The organism is Sphingomonas sp. PP-F2F-G114-C0414, from assembly GCF_003688595.1.
In the GTDB taxonomy this organism is placed as follows: Bacteria; Pseudomonadota; Alphaproteobacteria; order Sphingomonadales; family Sphingomonadaceae; genus Sphingomonas.
The window spans coordinates 90616-110488 of record NZ_RCWT01000014.1 but is presented as its reverse complement, the minus strand read 5'-3'; the positions used below and the strand labels follow the sequence as shown (position 1 = coordinate 110488).

Below are 19873 nucleotides of genomic sequence, written 5' to 3'. Positions count from 1 at the left end.
CGACGCGTTAGGATGCCGCTCGTGAACCATGACGAGGTCGAGACTGCGGCCCAGCGGGGCGGGGAAAGGTGGCGCGTAGCCATGCTCGTCGCGATGGGTCTGCTCGGCGCTGCGGTGCTCGTCGCGCTCATCGTGACTCTCGGCAACGCCAACCGCCAGCGCGATCGCGCGCTGGAACTGCAGGCGCACAGTTATGACGTGATGATCCTCGCCCGCACGCTGTCGGGCACGATCGCGCAGTCCGAAGCATCGCTCGGGCGCTACGTCATCAGCGGCGACAAGCAGCTCGGTCAGCTCTATTTCGACGAATGGCTGCTGGCGGGCACGCAGATCGACCGGCTCGACCGGATCACCAATGACAATCCCGAGCAGCAGTCGCGAGTCGACCGGCTCCGCGCTGCCTATGATTCGCGCGGCCAGGAGCTGTCGATGACCGCGCTCAACACGAGCTACGGCAAAAACGGCCAAGCGCTCGCACGCTATTATCAGTCGCGAAAATCACCGACGCTCGCCGAGATCAACACGACCCTCGACACGCTGATCGCAGGGGAGCGCGGGCTGCTCGACGACCGCACCGCAGCGGCGATGGGATCGGTCGAGCGCTCCAGCTGGGTCGCAGGCGTGCTCGCCGTGTTTGGCGTGCTGATCGTGCTGGGTGCGATCATGCTCGGCTGGCTGACGATCCGCGCCGTCGGCGAACGCGCGACCGCGCTGGCCGACGCCGAACTGGAACGCGAGCGTGCCGACGAGTTGACCGCCGCCGTCGCCGTGGCGACCGCCGAGCTGCGCATGCAGGAGGCCAAGCTCCGCCAGGTCCAGAAGATGGAGGCGGTCGGCCAGCTTACCGGCGGCATCGCGCACGACTTCAACAACATGCTGGCCGTGGTGCTAGGCGGGCTCGAACTGGCGCGCCGCAACCTGGCGAGCGATCCGGCCACCACGCGGCGGCATATCGACAGCGCCACCGAGGGTGCCAACCGGGCGGCTGCGCTCACCCGCCGACTTCTGGCGTTCAGCCGGGAAGACGCACTGAAACCCGAGACGATCGATGCCGCCGCATTGGTCGCCGAGATGTCCGACCTGCTCGACCGCACGCTGGGCGATGCGATCACGCTGGTCACGCGGAGCGATGCGACCGACTGTTGCATTCGCGGCGACCGGGTCCAGTTGGAGAACGCGGTCCTCAACCTGGCAGTCAACGCGCGCGATGCGATGAACGGCCGCGGCACGCTGACCATCGTCACGGGGAGCGCCATGCTGGAAGCGCAGCAAATCGGCGAATGCGCGGCCGGCGAGCACGTCACGATCACGGTCGCCGACGATGGCTGCGGCATGACGCCTGACGTCGCCGATCGCGTGTTCGAGCCGTTCTTCACCACCAAGGCGGTCGGCAAGGGCACCGGGCTGGGCCTCAGCCAGATTTTCGCGCTGGTCCAGCAATTGCACGGTGCGGTTGCGATCGCATCCGAGCCCGGCGAGGGTACCGCGGTGACGCTGTACCTGCCAAGAACCGCGGATGTCGTGGCCTTGCCGGGCTCACCGGCTGAGATCCTGCCCGCCGGTCCAGCTACAGCCGCCGCTACAGCCGCGCCGGTACCGCCCACCCAGCGCGAAATTCTCGTCGTCGAGGACGATCCTCGCGTTCTCGCGGCAACGATCGATGCCTTGGAGGAACTCGGTTACCGCGCGATCCCCTGCGACGATCCGCTGGCCGCGCCCGCTTTGCTCGCCGCGAACGGGGCGATCGACCTAATCATTTCCGACGTGCTGATGCCGCGCCAAACCGGCCCCGAGATGATCGCCGCGCTGAGCCCGCTTTACCCGCATATCGCGGTCCTGTTCGTGACCGGGTTCGCGGGAGAGGTGAACGTCGCGCAGTTCGGCGGCCACGATGTGTTGCGCAAACCCTTTACGCTGACCGGGCTGGAACGCGCCGTCGCGACCGCGATGGCCTCCGATCGACCGAGCGCAAGCGACTTGATCGCCGCCGAATAATGCCCCGTAGCGCGCCGCGGGCACGGTGCGATTGAGGATGACGCCTAGCGTGCGCCCGCCTATACCCCGCCTGACCATCGCCAGCCCAGCAGCCCGAGCCCCAATTCCGCATGAAATCCATCGACCGTTACATGGCCCGGCTGATCGCGGTGCCGCTCTTGTCGACGCTGCTGATCGCGGTGATGCTGTTCGTGCTCGATCGCATGTTGGGACTGTTCAATTTCGTCGCGACGCAGGGCGGCCCGATCAGCGTCGTCTGGCGGATGCTCGCGAACCTGCTGCCGGAATATCTCGGGCTCGGGATTCCGATCGGACTGATGCTCGGCATCCTGCTCGCATTCCGCCGCTTGGCGACCTCGTCGGAGCTCGATGTCCTGCGCGGCGTCGGCATGAGCTACAATCGGCTGCTGCGCGTGCCGTACATGTATACGATGGCGCTGGCCCTGCTGAACCTGGCGATCGTCGGCTATGTCCAGCCGATCGCCCGCTATTATTACGAAGGCCTGCGGTTCGAACTGCGGACCGGCGCGCTGGGGGCATCGATCAAGGTCGGTGAGTTCACCCAATTGGGCGACCGCATGACGCTGCGGATCGAGGAGAGCAAGGACAAGGGCCGCGAGCTGTCGGGCATCTTCGTCCACGCCCAGAGTCAGAATGGCGACTGGCTGGGGGTGACCGCCGAGCGCGGCAAGTTCCTCGCGACCGACGATCCCAACGTGATCATCTTCCGGCTGGCGAACGGCACGCTGATCCACAATCGGCCCGAGTTCAAGACGCCCCGCGTGCTGACCTTCAGCAGCCATGACCTGCCGATCAATCTGCCCAAGTTCGAGAGCTTCCGCGTGCGGGGCGGTCGCAATCTGGAATATACGCTGCCCGAACTCGCCCGGCAGGGCCAACGCGGCGCCACGCTCGAACAACGCGAAGGCAGCCGCTCGGAGTTTCATTTCCGGTTGGCTGAGGTCGCCTCGATGTTCCTGCTGCCGCTGCTCGCGCTGGCGCTGGGCGTGCCGCCGAAGCGATCGACATCGGCGCTCGGCGTCTTCCTTTCGATCGTGATGATCGTCACCTATCACAAGGTGAATCAGTACGCGGCCGACGTCGGCGAGCTCGGGCGGATCGATCCGATCGTCGCGCTGTGGGTGCCGTTCACGATCTTCGCCGGCCTCGTGCTGTGGATGTATTACACGATCGCCTATGTCCCCGGCGGTCAGCCGATCGGCGCGCTCGAACGCGTCTTCTCCAAGTCCTTCAAGGCCATCGCCAAGCGTATGCCCGGACGCCGCAAGGCCAGCGTCGCATGAAACTCGCCAGCTTCTTCCCGTCGCGAACCGTCGCGATCTACATGGGCCGGATGTTCCTGCTCCGGACGTTCGCCGTCCTCGCCGCGCTGGTGCTCGTGTTGCAGGCGCTCGACCTGCTGAGCGAGTCCGGCGACATCCTCGCCTTCCCCGGCAATGGCGATGCGCAGATCTGGCACTACGTCTCGCTGCGCATCCCGCAGATCATCGCGCGGTTCCTGCCGTTCTCGGTGCTGCTCGGGACGATCCTGACGCTGATCACGATGAACCAGAACAGCGAGATCGTTGCGCTGAAGGGCTCCGGCCTGTCCGCGCACCAGGTGCTCGCGCCGCTTCTCGTCGCCAGCCTCGGCGTGGCGGTGATCAGCTTCGTGTTTAGTGACCACGTCGTCGCGCGCGCGACCGCGACCCTCAACCAGTGGCAGAAAGTCAATTACGGCAAGCTGCCGATAGATCGTGGCGACCGGGCGAACGTCTGGGTGCGCGACGGCGACGACCTGATCGAAGTGGCGCAGATCCGCGGACGCGGGACCGCGACGCGACTTGGCGGGATTACGCTGTACGATCGCACCGGCGGCAATCTGGTCGCGATCTTGCGGGCGGATCATGGCCGGCGGGTCGCGAATGGCTGGCTGGTCGGGCCGGCGACGCGGTTCGAGGTGGCGCACGGCACCGTGACCAACCTCGGTTCGGTCGTGGTCGCCAAGGACGTGCGTCCCGATCAGTTCACGCTGGCCTCGGTCGATGCGGACGGGCTGTCGTTCGGCGCGCTGAAGTCCGCGATCGGCGATCTGTCCGACGCCGGCCGGCCGACCAAGGGGCTTGAAGGCTCGCTCTGGCACAAGCTTTCGGGACCGTTGTCCGCCGTCCTGATGCCGCTCCTCGGCGCGGTCGCGGCATTCGGGATCGCCCGGTCGGGCAAGCTGTTCGTCCGCGCGGTGATCGGCATGGGCCTCGGTTTCGCGTTCTTCGTCGCCGACAATTTCGCGCTCGCGATGGGCAATCTCGGCGTCTACCCGCCGTTCCTCGCCGCGTGGGCGCCGTTCCTGCTGTTCTTCCTGATCGGCGAAGCGGTCCTCATCCGCTCTGAGGAATAAAAAAGGGGACCGCGACATGATGCCGCGGTCCCTTTCCTTCTCAGTCCACCCGACGATAGAGCGTCAGCGGCGGGTCATCGTGCTCCGCGCGATCTTGCTCACCAGACTGGGCAGCCCCGGATAGCTCGCCTTGTGATACGGCGACATCGCATCGAGCTCCGCCGAAATGCGCCGGTGCGCCTCGCCCAGCGCGTGATACGGCAGGCCCGGCAGCAGATGATGCAACGCATGGTAGCGCAGCCCCACCGGCGCCCACAGAGCCGGCAGCAACGCAGGCGGCGGCACGTTGACCGTATCGAGATACTGCGCGGTGACCGTCATCACTTCGCCGTCGTTCTCCCAGAGATGCGCGACCAGCGTCCGGACCTGGTTGATCACCGCCGCCGCCGATGCCACGCCGAGGAAGGTCAGGAACGCGCGCAACGGCAGCACGCCGCTGACGGTGAGCCCGATCAAGGTCAGTGCCCAGACGCTCGCACCGACCTCGAGCCGGTTCCAATACGCCTTCGCGTCCCCCTCGGGGCTGCGACGACGAAACTGCGGGTTGATCGCGAGTGCCGAGTAACGCTCCACCACCATCGTCCGCAGCTTGGGCGACAGCAGCGACAGCGGCGACAGCACCGCATAGCGGAACAGCAGCGCGAACGGAGCCAGCGCCGACACGACGATGAACAGCGGCAGCGTCCACGGCTTCATCAGCGCGAGTGGCAGATATTCCGGATCCTCGACCGTGCCGTATCGCGTCTTGGCGTGGTGCAGGTTGTGAACGCCTTCATACATGAACGATGGAGTCAGCAGCGGCACGCCGACCAGGATGTTCCAGCCGAGCCGGAAATTCGGCACCGCGGCGTGCTTCATGTGGCTGACTTCGTGGATGAAGCTCAGACCGCGGTACAGCCCGAGCATCGCCACGATCCCGGCGACGATCGCGACCGCGGTCGATCCAGACGTCGCCGCCACCACCATCGCACCATAGCCGATGACGACCGAGCCGATCAGATCGGCCCAATAGACCGCCGGTCGCGGCTTCACGAGGTCGCGGGTGAGATCAGCGGCAGCGCGCAGCATCGCCTTGTCATCGGCGATCCGTACGGTGCTGACCGCCGCAACCGGCGAGGCTTGAGCGGCCGTGCCACGAGGCAGGCTGAGCGAAGTGTCCATGGGCGTATCCATTGTCCGAACATAGTGGCCGCAGCGTGGCATTTACAGTCACCGGGAATGCACCAGTTCCGCGGGAAAGGCGATCACCGTGACCGCATGCGGCGATGGCCGATCCCGGCCCCGTTCGGACCGTTTCTCGGACGCGCCCCGGACATCGTGCGAGTCGCTCGCCTTTGTCGCTGTGGCTGGCTAGACACGCGCGACAGGCACACAGGAACGACACATGGCCAAGCTTACCATTCGACCGGTCAAGACCAGGAAGGATCGCAAGATCTTCATCGATCTGCCGTTCCGCCTCTATGCCGACGATCCCAACTGGGTGCCGCCGCTGAAGTCCGAGGCGCTCGGCCTGATCACGCCGGAGAAGAACGGCTGGTTCAGCCATGCCAAGGCGCAGTTGTTCCTGGCCGAGGAGGACGGTCGCGTGGTCGGCCGCATCTCGGCGCATATCGACACGCTCGCGCTGACGATGCCGCCCGAGCAGGGCTTCGGGCCCGGTGTCGGCCAATGGGGCCTGATGGAGGCCGAACGGCAGGACGTCTTCCAGGCGCTGCTCGATCGTGCCGAGCAATGGCTCCGCGACCAGGGCATGACACGCGCGGTCGGACCGATCAGCATGTCGATCTGGGAGGAGCCCGGCCTGTTGATCGACGGTTACGATCACGCGCCGACGATCATGATGGGGCATGCCAAGCCCGAATATCGCGGCTGGATCGAATGGGCGCAGTATCGCCCGATCAAGCAATTGCTGACCTATGAAGTCGATATCACGAAGCAGTTCCCGCCGATCGTCCAGCGGATCATCAAGTCGGGCGAAAAGAATCCCCGGATCGTCATCCGCAAGGTCGACAAGACGAAGTTCGCGGAAGAGGCGGCGATCATCCTGGCGATCCTCAACGACGCGTGGAAGGACAATTGGGGATTCGTCCCGCTCACCCCGCCCGAGGTCAAGGATGTCGGCGTCAAGCTGAAGCCGATCGTCTACAACGACCTGATCCGGATCGCCGAGGTCGACGGCAAGCCCGCCGCGTTCATGATCACGCTCCCCGACCTGAACGAAGCGATCAAGCCGCTCAACGGCAGCCTGCTGCCGTTCGGCTGGGCGAAACTGCTACTGTGGTTGCGCAAACCCAAGGCAAAAACGGTACGTGTGCCGCTGATGGGGGTGGTCAAGGAACTCCAGGCGTCGCGGCTTGCCAGCCAGCTCGCCTTCATGATGATCGAATACATCCGCCGCGCCTCGGTCGAGCATTACGGTGCGGTGCGCGGCGAGATCGGCTGGATCCTCGACGACAACCAGGGAATGCGCTCGATCGCCGAAACAATCGAGAGCCGCGTCAACAAGGTGTACCAGGTGTACGAGAAGACGCTCTAGTCGCGCTAGATGGGGTGGGGCCGACTATCCTCTCCACTCCCAGGAATGGGGCTGGCAATCGGCAATCTCTCCCCTCCCTGGAAGGGAGGGGCCGGGGGTGGGTTGGTCCGCTTGTGCCGCCGACGTCCGGTAGTGCGGAACCCGCCCCCCCTCCCTTCCAGGGAGGGGGGGCGCTGTGGACGGCTCGACCGTCGACCCACCGCAATCGCGCTTAGTCGCGCTTACCCTTGCCGAACGGGATCTTCAGCGTGACTGCCGCGCCCTGCCCCCTCGCACCCGGCAATTCGGTTCGGATCATATGCACGTTACCCCGGCCACCACCGGGTAGCCGGAACGAGAGCGGATCACCGCGCGGTGGCTGGGTCGGTGCGGGCAGCGGGGCTATCCGCTGATCGGTCGGACGCGCGCAGACGACGATCTCCTCGCCCGGCTGAGTGACCGGGCACGGCATCGCGACGCGCGGCGTTGGTTTGCGCAACTCGCGCGGTACCGGTGGCCCGGCCACCGACTGGAGCAGGAAGATCAGGATCGCGAGCATCGAAACCGAAGGAACGGCCTAACGCGGATCAAGTCAAGCGTGACCGGGCAACCCCTACAGCCGCGTGAAACCGAGGCCGGCTCAGAACAACACCGCGCCGCCGGTTACGACCCGTACATCCGGCGTATCGTGGTTCAACCCGGCCACCGCGAGCATGTGAAGCTGCAGATTCTTGCGCGGCTGCCATGCGACCGATCCGGCAGTCGCCGTCTCCGTGTGGTGCCCCATCGGATCATCGTCCCGCAGCACGAACAGTTCGGCGGTCGCGGTCACCGTCTCGGTCAGCGAATAACCGACGCCGACGATGCCGCTATACGCCAGATGCCGCCCATCGCCGTCGTCGTCGACCGCCGCGTCGCCTTCGCCGGTGAAGGACAGCTGGACCTTTTCGCTCACCTCGTACGTGACCGGCAGGACGATACCCGCCGCCCAGTCGCCCGCCCCGACGGGATCGCGACCGATCGGCAGCGTCACGAACGGTTCCGCGCCGAACGACAGCCCCTTGCCGTCGGGATTCCGAAAATTCTGCCGCAACCCAAGACGGACGTCGCCGATGCCGGTCGTGGTGTCGATCATGCCGGTCGTCTTGTCGCGCGTCCGCACGCGGCCCACCGGCGCCCACGAGAGCTGAAGCTCGGTCGTCTTGGCGACGCCGAACCGAGCCTCGAAATCGCCCGCCAGAATCGTGTCCTCGCGCTCGTCGGAAGTGTCGTCGCGCTGCCAGTCGAGCGCGGACAGTTCGAGCTGAACATGCCCCGGTGCGGTGATGCAGGCGGACGATCCCAGACTGGGCCGGTTCGGGCAGAATGTCGGATCATCCTGCGCGAATGCCGGTGCCGCGCCGACCATCGCTGCCACCGTCCAGCAAACGGCCCTTATCCCAAACTGTCCCAACGCCAACGCTCCCCTGTTCGGAGCGTCATGCGCGTCGGCGATGGGGATTGCTAGCGCAACCGAACCCAGGTTGGTGTATGATCGCTGGCCTTTTCCCGACCGCGATACGCCTTGTCGACGCCTGCATCGATCATCCGGTCGGCCGCCTGGGGACTGAGCAGCAGGTGATCGATCCTGAACCCGGCGTCGCGCTGCCAAGCTCCCGCCTGATAGTCCCAGAACGTCCAGACGCCGCCCTTAGGAAATTGCGTGCGGAGCGCATCGGTCCAGCCCTGCGCGACAAGCGCGCGGTAATGCTCGCGGCTTTCGGGCTGCATCAGCGCATCGTCCTGCATCGCTCGTACCGAGAAGGTGTCGTCGTCGTTGGCGATCACGTTGTAGTCGCCCGCGAGAACGGCTGGCTTCTCTTCGTCCAGCAGGACGCGCGCGCGTGCGGCGAGGCGGTCCATCCAGCGCAGTTTATAGTCGAACTTGGGGCCCGGCTGCGGGTTGCCGTTCGGCAGATAGAGCGCGGCGACGATCAAGCCGTCGACATCGGCTTCGATGTAGCGGCTATGCTCGTCATCGGGTTCGCCGTCGAGGCCGCGTTGCCGCACCTCTGGTACGCGCCCCTTGGCGAGGATCGCGACGCCGTTCCACGCCTTCTGCCCGTGCCAGACTGCGCCGTACCCGACCGCCTCGATGTCCGCGATCGGGAAGGTGTCGTCGCTCGACTTCAACTCCTGGAGGCAGACGATATCGGGCTGTTCTTCGACGAGATACTCGATCAGCCGCGGCAACCGCGCCTTGATGCCGTTGACATTGTACGTGACGATTTTCATGCGGCGGTCAGACCGAGAAGCTGGAGCCGCAGCCGCAACCCGACGCGGCATTGGGATTCTCGACCTTGAACGCGGCGCCGGCGAGCGATTCGACGTAATCGACCGCGCATCCGCGGACGAGGTCGATGCTGACGCTGTCGACGACGAGGCGGACGCCGTCATGCTCGGCGATCACGTCGTCGGATTCGACCGAATCGGCGAACCCGAACTTGTACTGGAACCCCGAACAGCCACCACCGTCGACCGATAGACGCAGGATCGCGGGCTTCCCCTGCTTGACGGCGATCGCCGCGACGCGCGCCGCTGCGGAGGGGGTGAGGATGATGTCGGGTGCCAGCGTTGCCATGGCTGAGAGATAGGCGGTCGCGCTACCCGCGGCAACCGTAAGGGCGACGCTGCCGAACTCCGCAACCGCCGCCACCCCCGTCATCCCAGCGAAAGCTGGGATCTCATACTGTGAGTCCGTCCCCGTGGGTCGAGGTCCCGGCTTTCGCCGGGATGACGGGGGTGTGGCTGAAACCGACGTTTGTTTTCATCGGCTGCTTCCCCCCTCCCTGGAAGGGAGGGGTCGGGGGTGGGTAGGCCCGCTTTGGCCACCACGATCACGGCTTGCGGAAACCGACCCACCCCCAGCCCCTCCCTATCAGGGAGGGGAGCAAAATCAGATCAATCCTGCGCGGCGGGGCCGGTGGTGGACACCGGGATGGCATTCACCGAGCGATCCTGCGCCGCGAGCAGGTAATCGGCGGTCGTCAGGAAGGGCACCGGGTTCACCGCATGGCCATCGATCCGCACCTCGTAATGGAGGTGCGATCCGGTCGAACGCCCGGTCGAGCCCATCAGCGCGATGAGCTGGCCGCGAGTCACGCGCGCATTATCCGCGACGAGGATCTTCGAGAGATGGCCGTAGCGCGTCGCGATGCCCTTGCCGTGGTTGATCTCGACCATGTTGCCATAGCCGCCCTGGCGACCCGCGTGCGCGATGATGCCGTCGGCGGTCGCGTAGATCGGCGTGCCGATCGGGCCGGGGATGTCGACGCCGGCATGCATCGCCGCGGTACCGCGGAACGGATCGGAGCGGATGCCGAAATTGCTGGTGAACGACAGCGCATGCACGGGCTGGACGGACGGGATCGCGATCGCGCCCTGCTGCAACGTGTCGAGCTTCTTCCAAGTCTGGAACAGCGTGCGGAACTGTGCATCGGCGCGGAGATCGGCCGAGGCCTCCTCGCTGTTGGCGGCGATCATCGGACCGCCCATCGCCGTTGCCGATCTGGCTCCACGTGTCCGCTTGGCGATCCGTTCGGGACGCAGACCGAGCTTGCGCACGGTCGCGGTCGTCTCGGCATAGCGCTGATCGAGCAGGTCCTGCGCAACGCTGGCCAGCTTGACCTGGCGTCCCTCGATCTTGACCAGCGGCTTGACGATTTCGGCGGCGAGCTTGTCGGCAGCCGGATCGATCGACGGCGTCGCGAGCGACAGCGCCTTGGCATCGCCGCTACCGGTCAGCGCGGCGGTGATCAGCGCCTGACGCTGTTCGATACGCTTGGCGTGTGCCTCGGCGGTTTCGCGGATCGTCGCGACGCGCTCGCGCATCTGCCCGATCTGATGCTGCATCTGGGCGAGCTTGATATCGGCGGTCGGCGGGACGACCACGCCGGTTGCCGCAGCCGCGTCATGGGCCGCCTGCGCTGCGCCATAGCCGGAAAAGCCGAGCGTGACGGCACCGATGGCGGCAATCGCAGCCTGGCGCTTGCCGCCGAAGCGGATGCGCCGCAGCGTCGTACCATTGTGAAAGAGAACATCGCGCGGTGCGAACAGCGCCTTGAGGCGCGTTCCGAGAGCGGCAGCGGAAATTTCGACCATTGGTCCCCGACAAAATAATACAGGGCCGTTCGCCCCCAAGCGGACGGCTCCGAAACGCGGTCCTGATTCGCAGCCCCTCCGCGCGTCAGACAGTTTGGTTTAGGCCGGATACAATGGATTTCAGCAATAGCACGCGGCCCACCGCGCGGCGGAGCGCCGCGTCGGTACGGCGAGTCGATGGAACAGTGACGTCACGACCGGAAAAATGCGCGGATCTTCGCGGGTTATCGCGGTCTTTTTAGAGCGCGCGGACGGCAGCCAAGACGGCCTCCGCATGGCCCGGCACACGAACCTTGTGCCACGCCTTGGCCAGCGTACCGTCGGCGCCGAACAGGAACGTCGCGCGCTCGATCCCCATGTACTTTTTGCCGTACATCGCCTTCTCGACCCACACGCCGAACGCCTCGCAGGCCACGCCGTCGACATCGCTGGCGAGGCGCACGGTGAGCGCGTGTTTCGCGGTGAACTTCGCATGCGAGGCGGGCGTGTCCTTGGAGATGCCAACGACACTGACGCCGGCCGCCGCGAACGAAACCGCGAGCGCGGAGAAGTCCTTCGCCTCGGTGGTGCAGCCCGTAGTGTCGTCCTTCGGATAGAAATAGACCACGAGCGGCACGCCGAGGCTGGCCAGCGACACCGCCGTGTCGTCGATCGTCACCGTCACGTCGGGGATTGGCGAACCGTCATCCATCATGGTCTCCCGTGAGTTGCATCCAAAATTCGCGGACCTCCTGCCGCGTCGAGTCGAGCTTGGCAATCGCCGCGGGCCAGTCCGCCACGCCGATCGCGCGCGCGATCAGCGCTCCGGTCGCGGCCCCCGGCGCGGTGGCATCGGGCGCGACCAGCCGCAGCGTCACCAGCAGCCGGGTCAGGACATCGTGTGCCGCGCGCATCGTCGCGGGCATCAGTTTCGCCTCGATCAGCCGGTCGATCGCTGCGCCGAGGTTGGGGTCGAACCCGGTATGGTGGACGAGTTGGACGACGTGCACCGCGAATTCGAGATCGACCAGCCCGCCCGGCAACAGCTTGGCGTCGAGCGGGCCCTTGGCCGGCTTGTGCGCGGCCATCTCGGAGCGCATCGACCGTGCATCGGCCACCACGTCGCGCGCCGGCCGGTCGCCAGCGAGGACATCGCGTACGATCGTCGCCACCGCCTTTCGCGCGGTTGCCGATCCGAACACCGGCCGGGCGCGGGTCAGCGCCATATGCTCCCAGGTCCACGCGTCCTCGCGCTGGTAGCGTGCGAAGCTGTCGAGCGTGACGACCAGCGGCCCCTGCCCGCCCGACGGCCGCAATCGCGTGTCGATCTGGTAGAGTGGCCCCGCCGCCGTCGCGACGGACAGCGCCGCGGTCACCCGTTGCGCCAGCCGGTTGTAGTAGAGCGTCGCCCCCAGCGGCTTCGCACCATCCGACTCGGCGGAAAAGTCACCGGTGAACAGATAGATCACGTCGAGATCGGAAGCGTGGGTCAGCATCGCCCCGCCCATCCGACCCAGCGCCAGGATGACCAGTTCGCTGTCGGGCACGCGGCCATGGACCTTGGCGAATTCGTCGATCGTCGCACGCGTGAGCACGCCGATCGCCGCCTCCGCAACCCGCGCATAGCCCGCCGCGACGGCGAGCGGATCGGACGTTCCGGCGATGATCTGCGCACCGAGCGCGAACCGCATTTCGCCGACCACCCGGCGGACATGATCGAGTCGCGCCTGATAATCGGCGCCCGCATCGCCGGCGCGCATCATCGCCTCCAGCGCCGCGACATCGCCGACCGCGTCGAACGCGGTCGCATCGATCAGTCCGTCGAGCAGACCGGGGCGTCGCCCGAGATCGCCCGCCAGCGTCGGCGCATGGCTGAGGATCGCGGCAAGCAGCGTCGCCAGCCCCGGTCGTGCCTCGAGCAGGCGGAAGATGTTGATCGCGCTGGGCAGCCGTTCGAGCAGCGCGTCGAGCCTGAGCAGCGCGGACTGCGGCTCGGGCGCGGTCGCCAGCGCCGGCACCAGCGTCGGCAGCACCGCCTCCAATGCCTCGCGCGCAGCAGGACTGCGCAGCGCGGGATAGGCACCGCCACGCCACGCCTCGATCCGGCGTCGTGCGGCTTCTGGGTCGGCGTATCCCGCGAGCGTCAGATCCGCATCGAGCGTGACCGGATCGTGCGAGAATGCGGGCCGCACGGTGTCGTCGAGCGCGTCGTAGATCCGCCCGGTTTCGGTCACGCGGGGGCGGAGCAGCGCCAGCAGCGCCTCGGCATCCTGCACGCCGTGGAGCTTGGCCACCCGGTCGAGCGCATCGCCGGTCGGCAGCATGTGCGTCTGGCGGTCGTCGATCATTTGCACGCGGTGCTCGATCGTGCGGAGCAGCGTGTAGCCGTCGATCAGCGCGGTCGCTTCGTCAGCCGCGATCCAGCCCGCCTCGGCAAGACGCGCCAAGGCGTCGCGCGTCGCGGGTGCCCGCAACGCCGGATCGCGCCCGCCGTGGATCAGCTGGTGAATCTGCGCGAAAAACTCGGCTTCGCGGATTCCGCCGCGCCCACGCTTGAGGTCATAGCCCGGGCCGAACGCCTGCCCCTGCGAATGATGATCGCGGATCCGTCGCGACATGCCGCGGATTTCGCGAATCGCACCGAAATCGCGCGCGCGCCGCCAGATGAACGGGCGGATCGTCTCCAGGAACTTCGTCCCAAGCGCGATATCCCCCGCCGCGGCGCGCGCGCGAATGAACGCGGCCCGCTCCCAAGGCAGCGCCTGCGCCTCGTAATAGCCGATCGCCGCCTCCACCGGCAGGACGATCGGCGTGATCTCGGGCGACGGTCGCAACCGCAGATCGACGCGCAGGACATACCCGTCGCCGTCGCGCGCCTGCAGCAGTTCGACGACCCGTTTGCCGATCCGCACCGCCGCCTCGTCGGGCTCCTCGCGCGGACGACACGGCAGCGTGGCGGGATCGAACAGCAGGATCGGATCGATATCCGACGAGTAATTGAGTTCGTTACTCCCCTGCTTGCCAAGCGCGATCGCGGTGAAGCCGCGGACCTCGGCGCCAGGGGTGCGCTCCTCGATCGCCGCACGGATCGCGGTATCGAGCGCATAGTCCGCGAAGCTGGTAAGCGCGCCCGTCACCGCGGTCAGATCGAGGACGCCTGACAGATCGCCCACCGCGACCGTCAAGGCCATCGCGCGACGTTCGAGCCGCAATCGCTTGGCGGTCGGCATATCGGGTTCGGCGCTCGACAGCGACAAATCGAGCCGCCCTTCACCAAGCGCTGTCGCCAGCACCGGCTCGCGGTCGAGTACCATCGACAGGAACGGCGACCAGTGTCGGGCACGGCTCGTCGCGTCGACGATACGATCAGCGGGAGCGGAACGCTCAGCGCGCGTAGGGTCGGAGAATGTTTCGGCCATGTCGGAATGATACAGACCGCGGCGACAACCTGTAACTACAAAGCAACAAAAAGCACTTTTGGCCGTTATCAGTCTATGTCTTATGCATTTCTCACGATCAAGCGCGAAGAGGACGGTCGACAGACCGTGTACCGTCCGCGGGTCACCGACGTGATCGGTTATGCGTTGCGCGGCGCATTCGACGAACCGAACGGGACGCCGTCAGACTTCACAGAGTTGCTGCACAGACTGGACACCGTTCCCAGTCGCCTGCACTGACGATATCTGTCAGCCGCGATCACCGACCGCGGCTGAGTTCCTCGACGTCGCCCATGATCGAATCCAGCGCAGTCTTGGTCGTATCGGTCTCATGATCGCGACGTGACGGCAGCGACCCGTCGTTGAGGATCGTCTCCAACGCCACACGTCCACGGGCAACCCGGCTCTTGATCGTCCCGACCGCGACACCGCAGATTTCGGCGGCTTCCTCATAGGCGAACCCGCCCGCGCCAACCAGGATCAGCGCCTCGCGCTGAGGCTGCGGCAGGTGCATCAGTGCCCGCTGCATGTCACCAAGCTCGACATGACGGTCCTGGCTAGCAGGTGCTGCCAGGATGCGATCCGCGACCAGATCGTCCCACTCGCCCTTGAAGCGAGCGCGGCGCATCTGCGACAGATACAGGTTGCGAAGGATGATGAACGTCCACGCGCGCATGTTCGTGCCGGCCTGGAACCGCAGACGCGCCGCCCACGCCTTGAGCAGCGTTTCCTGCACCAGATCGTCGGCTAGATCGCGGCTACCTGACAGCGAACGACCGAACGCGCGCAGGTGCGGGATCACCTGCGCCAACTGAACCTTGAACTCGGCATCCGACAACGAGACATGCTCGACCGGCACGACGACTTCGTCGATATCGTCGTCGACATCGGTGCGTGGAGCAGGCTGGGTCATGGTAATCCGATCAATCCCGATGGAGCGATGCCGTCGACACGTGACAAGCATAAGGATGCGCTGTGGCCATTACCAACAACGCGCACCCAACAAAAGTTAACGAAGGACGAGAAAACCGAAAATCACGATCACCAACACTAAGGAGATCGCCAGAATATACCGCGTCATATGAGGCGTTGCCCCAGCGCGCGCGTCGTCGGTTTTGACGTGGATACGATCGTTCGGGTCAGCCATGATATGTTTAACCCCCGGGAACAGTTTTGGGTCCGCAGCCGTAACGAACACGAACCCATACTGAATTATAAATACGCCCTAATCAAGGCGTTGAGTGCCCCGGACGCAACCGATTTAGTTTGCCGGGACGGTCGCCTGATCGAAGAACAGCGCCTGGCTGATCGCCGCCTTGACGGTCGAACGCTGGAACGGCTTGGTAATCAGGAAGGTCGGCTCGGGCCGCTCGCCGGTCAGCAGGCGCTCGGGGAACGCGGTGATGAAGATCACCGGGACCTCGAACTCGGCCAGGATGTCCTTGACCGCATCGATACCCGAACTGTCGTCGGCAAGCTGGATGTCGGCGAGCACGAGGCCCGGCCGCATTTCCATCGCCAACGCGACCGCTTCGTCGCGGGTGACCGCGACACCGGTCACGTCATGGCCGAGATCACGCACGATCGTCTCGATATCCATCGCGATGATCGGCTCGTCCTCGATGATCAGCACCTTCGCGCGGGTCTGGTTCTCGATCTCGGACAGCGCATCGGCGACGAGATCGTCGACTTCGCTCGGCTCGACTTCGATCAGATACGCGGCATCCTCGGGCGTGAAACCCTCCATCGCGGTCAGCAACAGGGCCTGCCGCGACAACGGGGTCATGCGGGCCAGACGCGCACGCGCGACGGCTTCATGACCCTTCGCCTCGTCGACACCCTCGTCGGCGACCTCGTCGAAATTGGCCGAATTCCAGATCGCCTGGAACATCCGGTACAGGCCGAGGCGAGGATCGACATCGCGAGGAAACTCCTCGGGGGCTGCGACGATGGCCTCGAGCGTGGCGCGAACATACTTGTCGCCATGCATCTGGCTACCGGTCAGTGCCCGGCCATAGCGCCGCAAAAAGGGAAGGTGCGGTGCGAGTTGCTGTCCAAGCGACATGGGTAACGAATACTCCCTGATCCTATGCGGCCCCTCATGTGTCGGGCGGCTCGCAGCATTACAATGGCGTCGGTCGAAAATGGCCCGGATCCGTCGCCCGATCGTCTTAACATATGACAACGTTGTACGGAGACGGGGAAATTTCGCTCGAACACGGAACTATCGAGATGCTATTTGGTTTCACGAACAGCTTTTTGTGAGTAGGCGACCTGTGTCAGGGATCGTGCCATGCTCGCAACCACACCATCGGTATGCGTCGTGCAGGGGGAAGTTTTGAGTTTGGGCCACGACACGGAGAAGACTTCGTCTGCCAAGATTCCGAAGGCTATCCCCAACAAGGATCAGCAAATGGGGTCGGCCTTGCGCTCGGTCTACCAGAAAACTGTCGATGAGACGATTCCGGACGATCTGCTCGATCTTCTCGGCAAGCTAGACTGACGGCGGGCCGGATGGCCTCGCCGATCGATTTGTCCGACGAGCGATCGCCGCTCGCAGAACTCCCCGAACATCGACTGTTTGCAACGATGCGGCGGCTGCCGACCGGTGCGAAACTCTTCCTCATTCTTAGTGCGGCGCTACTGCCGCTCGCGTTGATCGCGGTTTTCGCGACGCTGCAGACCACGCGGCTGGCCGATCAGGAAGCGCGGGCACGGCTCCGTGTCACCGCCAACGAAAGTGCGCGTGCGATCGCGATCGAACTGGTGGGCGACATGACGGCGTTGCGCGTCGCCGTGAACGCACTCGGCAATGATCCTGCCGATGCACCGAGCTGCGCACGCGCGCAGGGCGTCTTCGCCCAGCAGTCCTCGGCCGGGACGCGCTTCATCATCACCGACCGCGCCGGCCACGTGCTGTGCGGCGTCGCGCTCCCCAACCCGGTGACGTTGCGCCGCGACGACATGCCGATCTCGGCGGCGATCGTGCCGGACACCGGGCTGCTGCTGGCGATTTCCGGCCCCACGTCCGGCCGACGCGGCGGCACCTCCGCACGTGCCTATTTCCCCCGCGCGTTCCTCGAAAAGATTGCAACGCCGTCAACGCGCGCCTCAGCGGTCAGCAGCGCGATCGTCCTCGACGAAGAGGCGCTCCACCTCGAAACCATCCCCGACGAACGGCCGCTCGATCGCATGGAGACGACCCGTACCGACCTGGGCGTCGCAGGCCTCGCACTGCGCACGAGCGTCCGCAGCGCGCCGGTCACGTCGTCACTGATCGTCGCGATGCTGTTGCCGCTGCTGATGTGGCTAGCGGCCGCCAGCATCGCCTGGTTCGTGGTCGACCGACTGCTGATCCGGCCGTTGCGCCGGCTGCGCGGCGCGGTCGCCGCGTTCACGCCGGGCGAGGAACTCGATTTCGGGGTCGTCAGCACGCTGCCCGCGCAGGAAATCCGCGAACTCGGCGAGACGTTCCAGTCGATCAGCCGAACGGTCGCGTTGCACGAAGCGGGGCTCGCCGAGGGTCTAGTCAGACAGACCAAGCTGACGCGCGAAGTGCATCACCGGGTTAAGAACAACCTCCAGGTGATATCCAGCCTGATCAACTTTCACGCCCGCAGCGCCCCCAGCGCGGATGCGACCGCGGCCTATTCCTCGATCCAGCGCCGCGTCGATGCGCTGGCGGTGGTGCACCGCAATCATTTTGCCGAGCTCGAGGAAAATCGCGGGCTCAACCTGCGCACGATGATCGGCGAATTGTCGGCCAACATCCGCGCGACCGCGTCCGAACGGTCGCACGGCCTCGGCATCACGCTCGATATCGACCCGTATCTCGTTAATCAGGATGTCGCCGTCGCCATCGCGTTCCTGGTCACCGAGATGATCGAGCTGGCGATCAGTTGCGATCCGGTCGCGCAGATCCGGATCGTCGTGAAACCTGCCGAAAAGATCGCCGACAAACCCGACCGCGGATTGCTGCGCGTCGTGTCGCGCGCCTTGGTCGAGAGCGACGCGCTGCGCGAGTCCGTCTCGCGCTATGGGCGCGTCATGGAGGGTCTTTCGCGCCAGTTGCGCTCGCCGCTCCATCACGATCCACTGGTCGGCGCGTACGAGATCGCCTTCGCGGTCACCGGTCGCGATTGAGCGAACCCGGTATTTCCGGTTCGCAGGATAAAATTCGGAAAAACTGGGAACCGAGTGCCGCGACCACCGTTTGATAATTCGGATAGCGAATTTATGCCCCCCGCTCTCGCTATCCCGAACACAGGCCCGGCCGCATCACCCTTCCCCCCCCGGTGATGCTGTCGGGCCTTTAATTTATCCAAACCGCTGCGTTGCCGAGTTTCGCCGCCGGAACGAAATTCCCGCCCGAACATTGCATCTCCGGTGGCATTCAAGCCCTTGGAGGAAGTATTATGCGTAAGTTGGTTGGACTGGCGATCGTGGCTAGCGCTTTGATGGTATCGGCCTGCAACACCGTCGAGGGTGCAGGCAAGGACGTGGCTTCGGCCGGCAAGACCGTCGCGAAGACCGCAGACAACGCCAAGTAAGCCTTCACGCTTATTGCAATGCGGGGCCCGGTGCACATGCACCGGGCCCCGTTTTCGTATCAGCGCTCGACGATATCGGTACCGGCCTCGGTCTCGTCCTCACCGTCCATCGCCTGCGCCTGCGCGCGGCTCCGCTCGGTGAACCAGATGCCGATCAGCGCCATTTCGTACAGGATGACGAGCGGGATCGCGAGCAGCAGCTGCGAGCCGATATCCGGCGGCGTCAGCACCGCAGCGATCGCGAACGCCGCGACGATCGCATAACGCCGCGCGCCGATCAGCTGCTTGCGCGTGACGATGCCCGCCCGCTCGAGCAGCATCAGCAGCACCGGCAGCAGGAACGATATGCCGAAGCCGAACAGGAACTGCATCGTGAACGACAGATAGTTGCCGATCCCCGGCAGCGCCTCGCGGTGGATGCCGCCGACCATCCCGTCGAACCCGAGCAGGAAGTGCAGCGCCATCGGGATCGCGACGTAATACGCCATAGCGGCACCGGTCAGGAACAGCACCGGGGTCGCGAGGATGAACGGCAGGAGCGCGCGCTTCTCCTTCTTGTAGAGCCCGGGCGCGACGAACTGCCAGAGCTGGTTCGCGATCACCGGGAACGACAGCATCATCGCCGCGAAGAACGCCACCTTGATCTGGACGAAGAACGCCTCGAATATTTCGGTATAGATCACCTTGTTCTGCCCCGCCGCGAGCAGCGGGTGGACCAGAAACCCAAAGATATCCTCGGCGAAATACATCGCGATCGCAAACGTCACGACCAGCGCGGCGATGCAGTACAGCAACCGCCGCCGCAACTCGATCAGATGGTCGAGCAACGGTGCCCGGCTAGCGTCGATCTCGCTCATGT

19 protein-coding genes are annotated in these 19873 nt (G+C 65.4%); 8 read left to right on the top strand and 11 right to left on the bottom strand.

The features are described 5' to 3' along the window. Positions 1 to 81: 81 nt before the first annotated feature. The 3 genes from C8J47_RS16570 to lptG all read left to right on the top strand — a co-directional run bounded on the left by C8J47_RS16570 (position 82) and on the right by lptG (position 4393). On the top strand, positions 82 to 1995 hold the full coding sequence (locus C8J47_RS16570) for an ATP-binding protein (RefSeq protein WP_121886655.1): 1914 nt from the start codon (positions 82 to 84) through the stop codon (positions 1993 to 1995). Positions 1996 to 2105: 110 nt separating this feature from the next. Next, on the top strand, positions 2106 to 3299 hold the full coding sequence (lptF, locus tag C8J47_RS16565) for an LPS export ABC transporter permease LptF (protein WP_183128819.1): 1194 nt from the start codon (positions 2106 to 2108) through the stop codon (positions 3297 to 3299). Beyond that, the gene (gene lptG / locus C8J47_RS16560) at positions 3296 to 4393 is read left to right on the top strand and encodes an LPS export ABC transporter permease LptG (RefSeq protein WP_121886600.1); all 1098 of its coding nucleotides are present in this window, start codon (positions 3296 to 3298) and stop codon (positions 4391 to 4393) included. Before lptF ends, lptG begins: the two co-directional genes overlap by 4 nt. 63 nt (positions 4394 to 4456) lie before the next feature. Here lptG and C8J47_RS16555 read toward each other — a convergent pair whose 3' ends face one another. Further along, a complete protein-coding gene (locus tag C8J47_RS16555) occupies positions 4457 to 5554 on the bottom strand; it encodes a fatty acid desaturase (protein WP_121886599.1) in 1098 nt (365 codons plus the stop codon). A gap of 223 nt (positions 5555 to 5777) precedes the next feature. On the opposite strand from C8J47_RS16555, the gene C8J47_RS16550 reads away from it, so the two are divergent. After that, positions 5778 to 6929, top strand: a complete 1152-nt coding sequence (locus C8J47_RS16550; RefSeq protein WP_121886598.1) for an N-acetyltransferase — start codon at positions 5778 to 5780, stop codon at positions 6927 to 6929. 211 nt (positions 6930 to 7140) lie between these two features. Here C8J47_RS16550 and C8J47_RS16545 read toward each other — a convergent pair whose 3' ends face one another. The 7 genes from C8J47_RS16545 to C8J47_RS16515 form a co-directional block, all read right to left on the bottom strand. Beyond that, positions 7141 to 7467, bottom strand: coding sequence for a hypothetical protein (locus C8J47_RS16545; RefSeq protein ID WP_121886597.1), 327 nt, complete (start codon positions 7465 to 7467; stop codon positions 7141 to 7143). Between the two features lie 81 nt (positions 7468 to 7548). Continuing rightward, the gene (locus C8J47_RS16540; RefSeq protein ID WP_121886596.1) at positions 7549 to 8316 is read right to left on the bottom strand and encodes a transporter; all 768 of its coding nucleotides are present in this window, start codon (positions 8314 to 8316) and stop codon (positions 7549 to 7551) included. Positions 8317 to 8411: 95 nt separating this feature from the next. Next, entirely contained in the window at positions 8412 to 9182 is a 771-nt protein-coding gene (xth, locus tag C8J47_RS16535) for an exodeoxyribonuclease III (protein ID WP_121886595.1), read from the bottom strand. Positions 9183 to 9189: 7 nt separating this feature from the next. Continuing rightward, positions 9190 to 9528, bottom strand: a complete 339-nt coding sequence (gene erpA / locus C8J47_RS16530; protein ID WP_056055811.1) for an iron-sulfur cluster insertion protein ErpA — start codon at positions 9526 to 9528, stop codon at positions 9190 to 9192. A 320-nt stretch (positions 9529 to 9848) separates the two neighbouring features. Continuing rightward, positions 9849 to 11048, bottom strand: a complete 1200-nt coding sequence (locus tag C8J47_RS16525) for a M23 family metallopeptidase (protein WP_121886594.1) — start codon at positions 11046 to 11048, stop codon at positions 9849 to 9851. Between the two features lie 238 nt (positions 11049 to 11286). After that, the gene (locus C8J47_RS16520) at positions 11287 to 11742 is read right to left on the bottom strand and encodes a peroxiredoxin (RefSeq protein WP_183129151.1); all 456 of its coding nucleotides are present in this window, start codon (positions 11740 to 11742) and stop codon (positions 11287 to 11289) included. Further along, on the bottom strand, positions 11732 to 14341 hold the full coding sequence (locus tag C8J47_RS16515; protein ID WP_404969290.1) for a bifunctional [glutamine synthetase] adenylyltransferase/[glutamine synthetase]-adenylyl-L-tyrosine phosphorylase: 2610 nt from the start codon (positions 14339 to 14341) through the stop codon (positions 11732 to 11734). Before C8J47_RS16515 ends, C8J47_RS16520 begins: the two co-directional genes overlap by 11 nt. Positions 14342 to 14452: 111 nt before the next feature. On the opposite strand from C8J47_RS16515, the gene C8J47_RS16510 reads away from it, so the two are divergent. Next, the gene (locus tag C8J47_RS16510; RefSeq protein ID WP_259467606.1) at positions 14453 to 14704 is read left to right on the top strand and encodes a hypothetical protein; all 252 of its coding nucleotides are present in this window, start codon (positions 14453 to 14455) and stop codon (positions 14702 to 14704) included. A 19-nt stretch (positions 14705 to 14723) separates the two neighbouring features. Here C8J47_RS16510 and C8J47_RS16505 read toward each other — a convergent pair whose 3' ends face one another. Both C8J47_RS16505 and C8J47_RS16495 read right to left on the bottom strand, forming a co-directional pair. Further along, positions 14724 to 15377, bottom strand: coding sequence for a sigma-70 family RNA polymerase sigma factor (locus C8J47_RS16505; protein WP_056055804.1), 654 nt, complete (start codon positions 15375 to 15377; stop codon positions 14724 to 14726). A gap of 348 nt (positions 15378 to 15725) precedes the next feature. Further along, positions 15726 to 16529, bottom strand: coding sequence for a response regulator (locus C8J47_RS16495; RefSeq protein WP_056055802.1), 804 nt, complete (start codon positions 16527 to 16529; stop codon positions 15726 to 15728). 228 nt (positions 16530 to 16757) lie between these two features. Here C8J47_RS16495 and C8J47_RS16490 point away from each other — a divergent pair, with 228 nt between their 5' ends. The 3 genes from C8J47_RS16490 (at position 16758) to C8J47_RS16480 (ending at position 19014) form a co-directional block, all read left to right on the top strand. Then, positions 16758 to 16967: a NepR family anti-sigma factor gene (locus C8J47_RS16490; RefSeq protein WP_056055800.1), complete on the top strand. Its 210-nt coding sequence runs from the start codon at positions 16758 to 16760 to the stop codon at positions 16965 to 16967. A gap of 86 nt (positions 16968 to 17053) precedes the next feature. Next, positions 17054 to 18607, top strand: coding sequence for a sensor histidine kinase (locus C8J47_RS16485; protein WP_056056072.1), 1554 nt, complete (start codon positions 17054 to 17056; stop codon positions 18605 to 18607). Positions 18608 to 18879: 272 nt separating this feature from the next. After that, positions 18880 to 19014 (top strand): entericidin A/B family lipoprotein, encoded by a 135-nt coding sequence (locus C8J47_RS16480; protein ID WP_056055798.1) that lies wholly within the window; start codon positions 18880 to 18882, stop codon positions 19012 to 19014. 59 nt (positions 19015 to 19073) lie between these two features. On the opposite strand, the gene tatC is transcribed toward C8J47_RS16480, so the two are convergent. Then, positions 19074 to 19871, bottom strand: a complete 798-nt coding sequence (tatC, locus tag C8J47_RS16475; protein WP_121886589.1) for a twin-arginine translocase subunit TatC — start codon at positions 19869 to 19871, stop codon at positions 19074 to 19076. Positions 19872 to 19873: the final 2 nt, after the last annotated feature.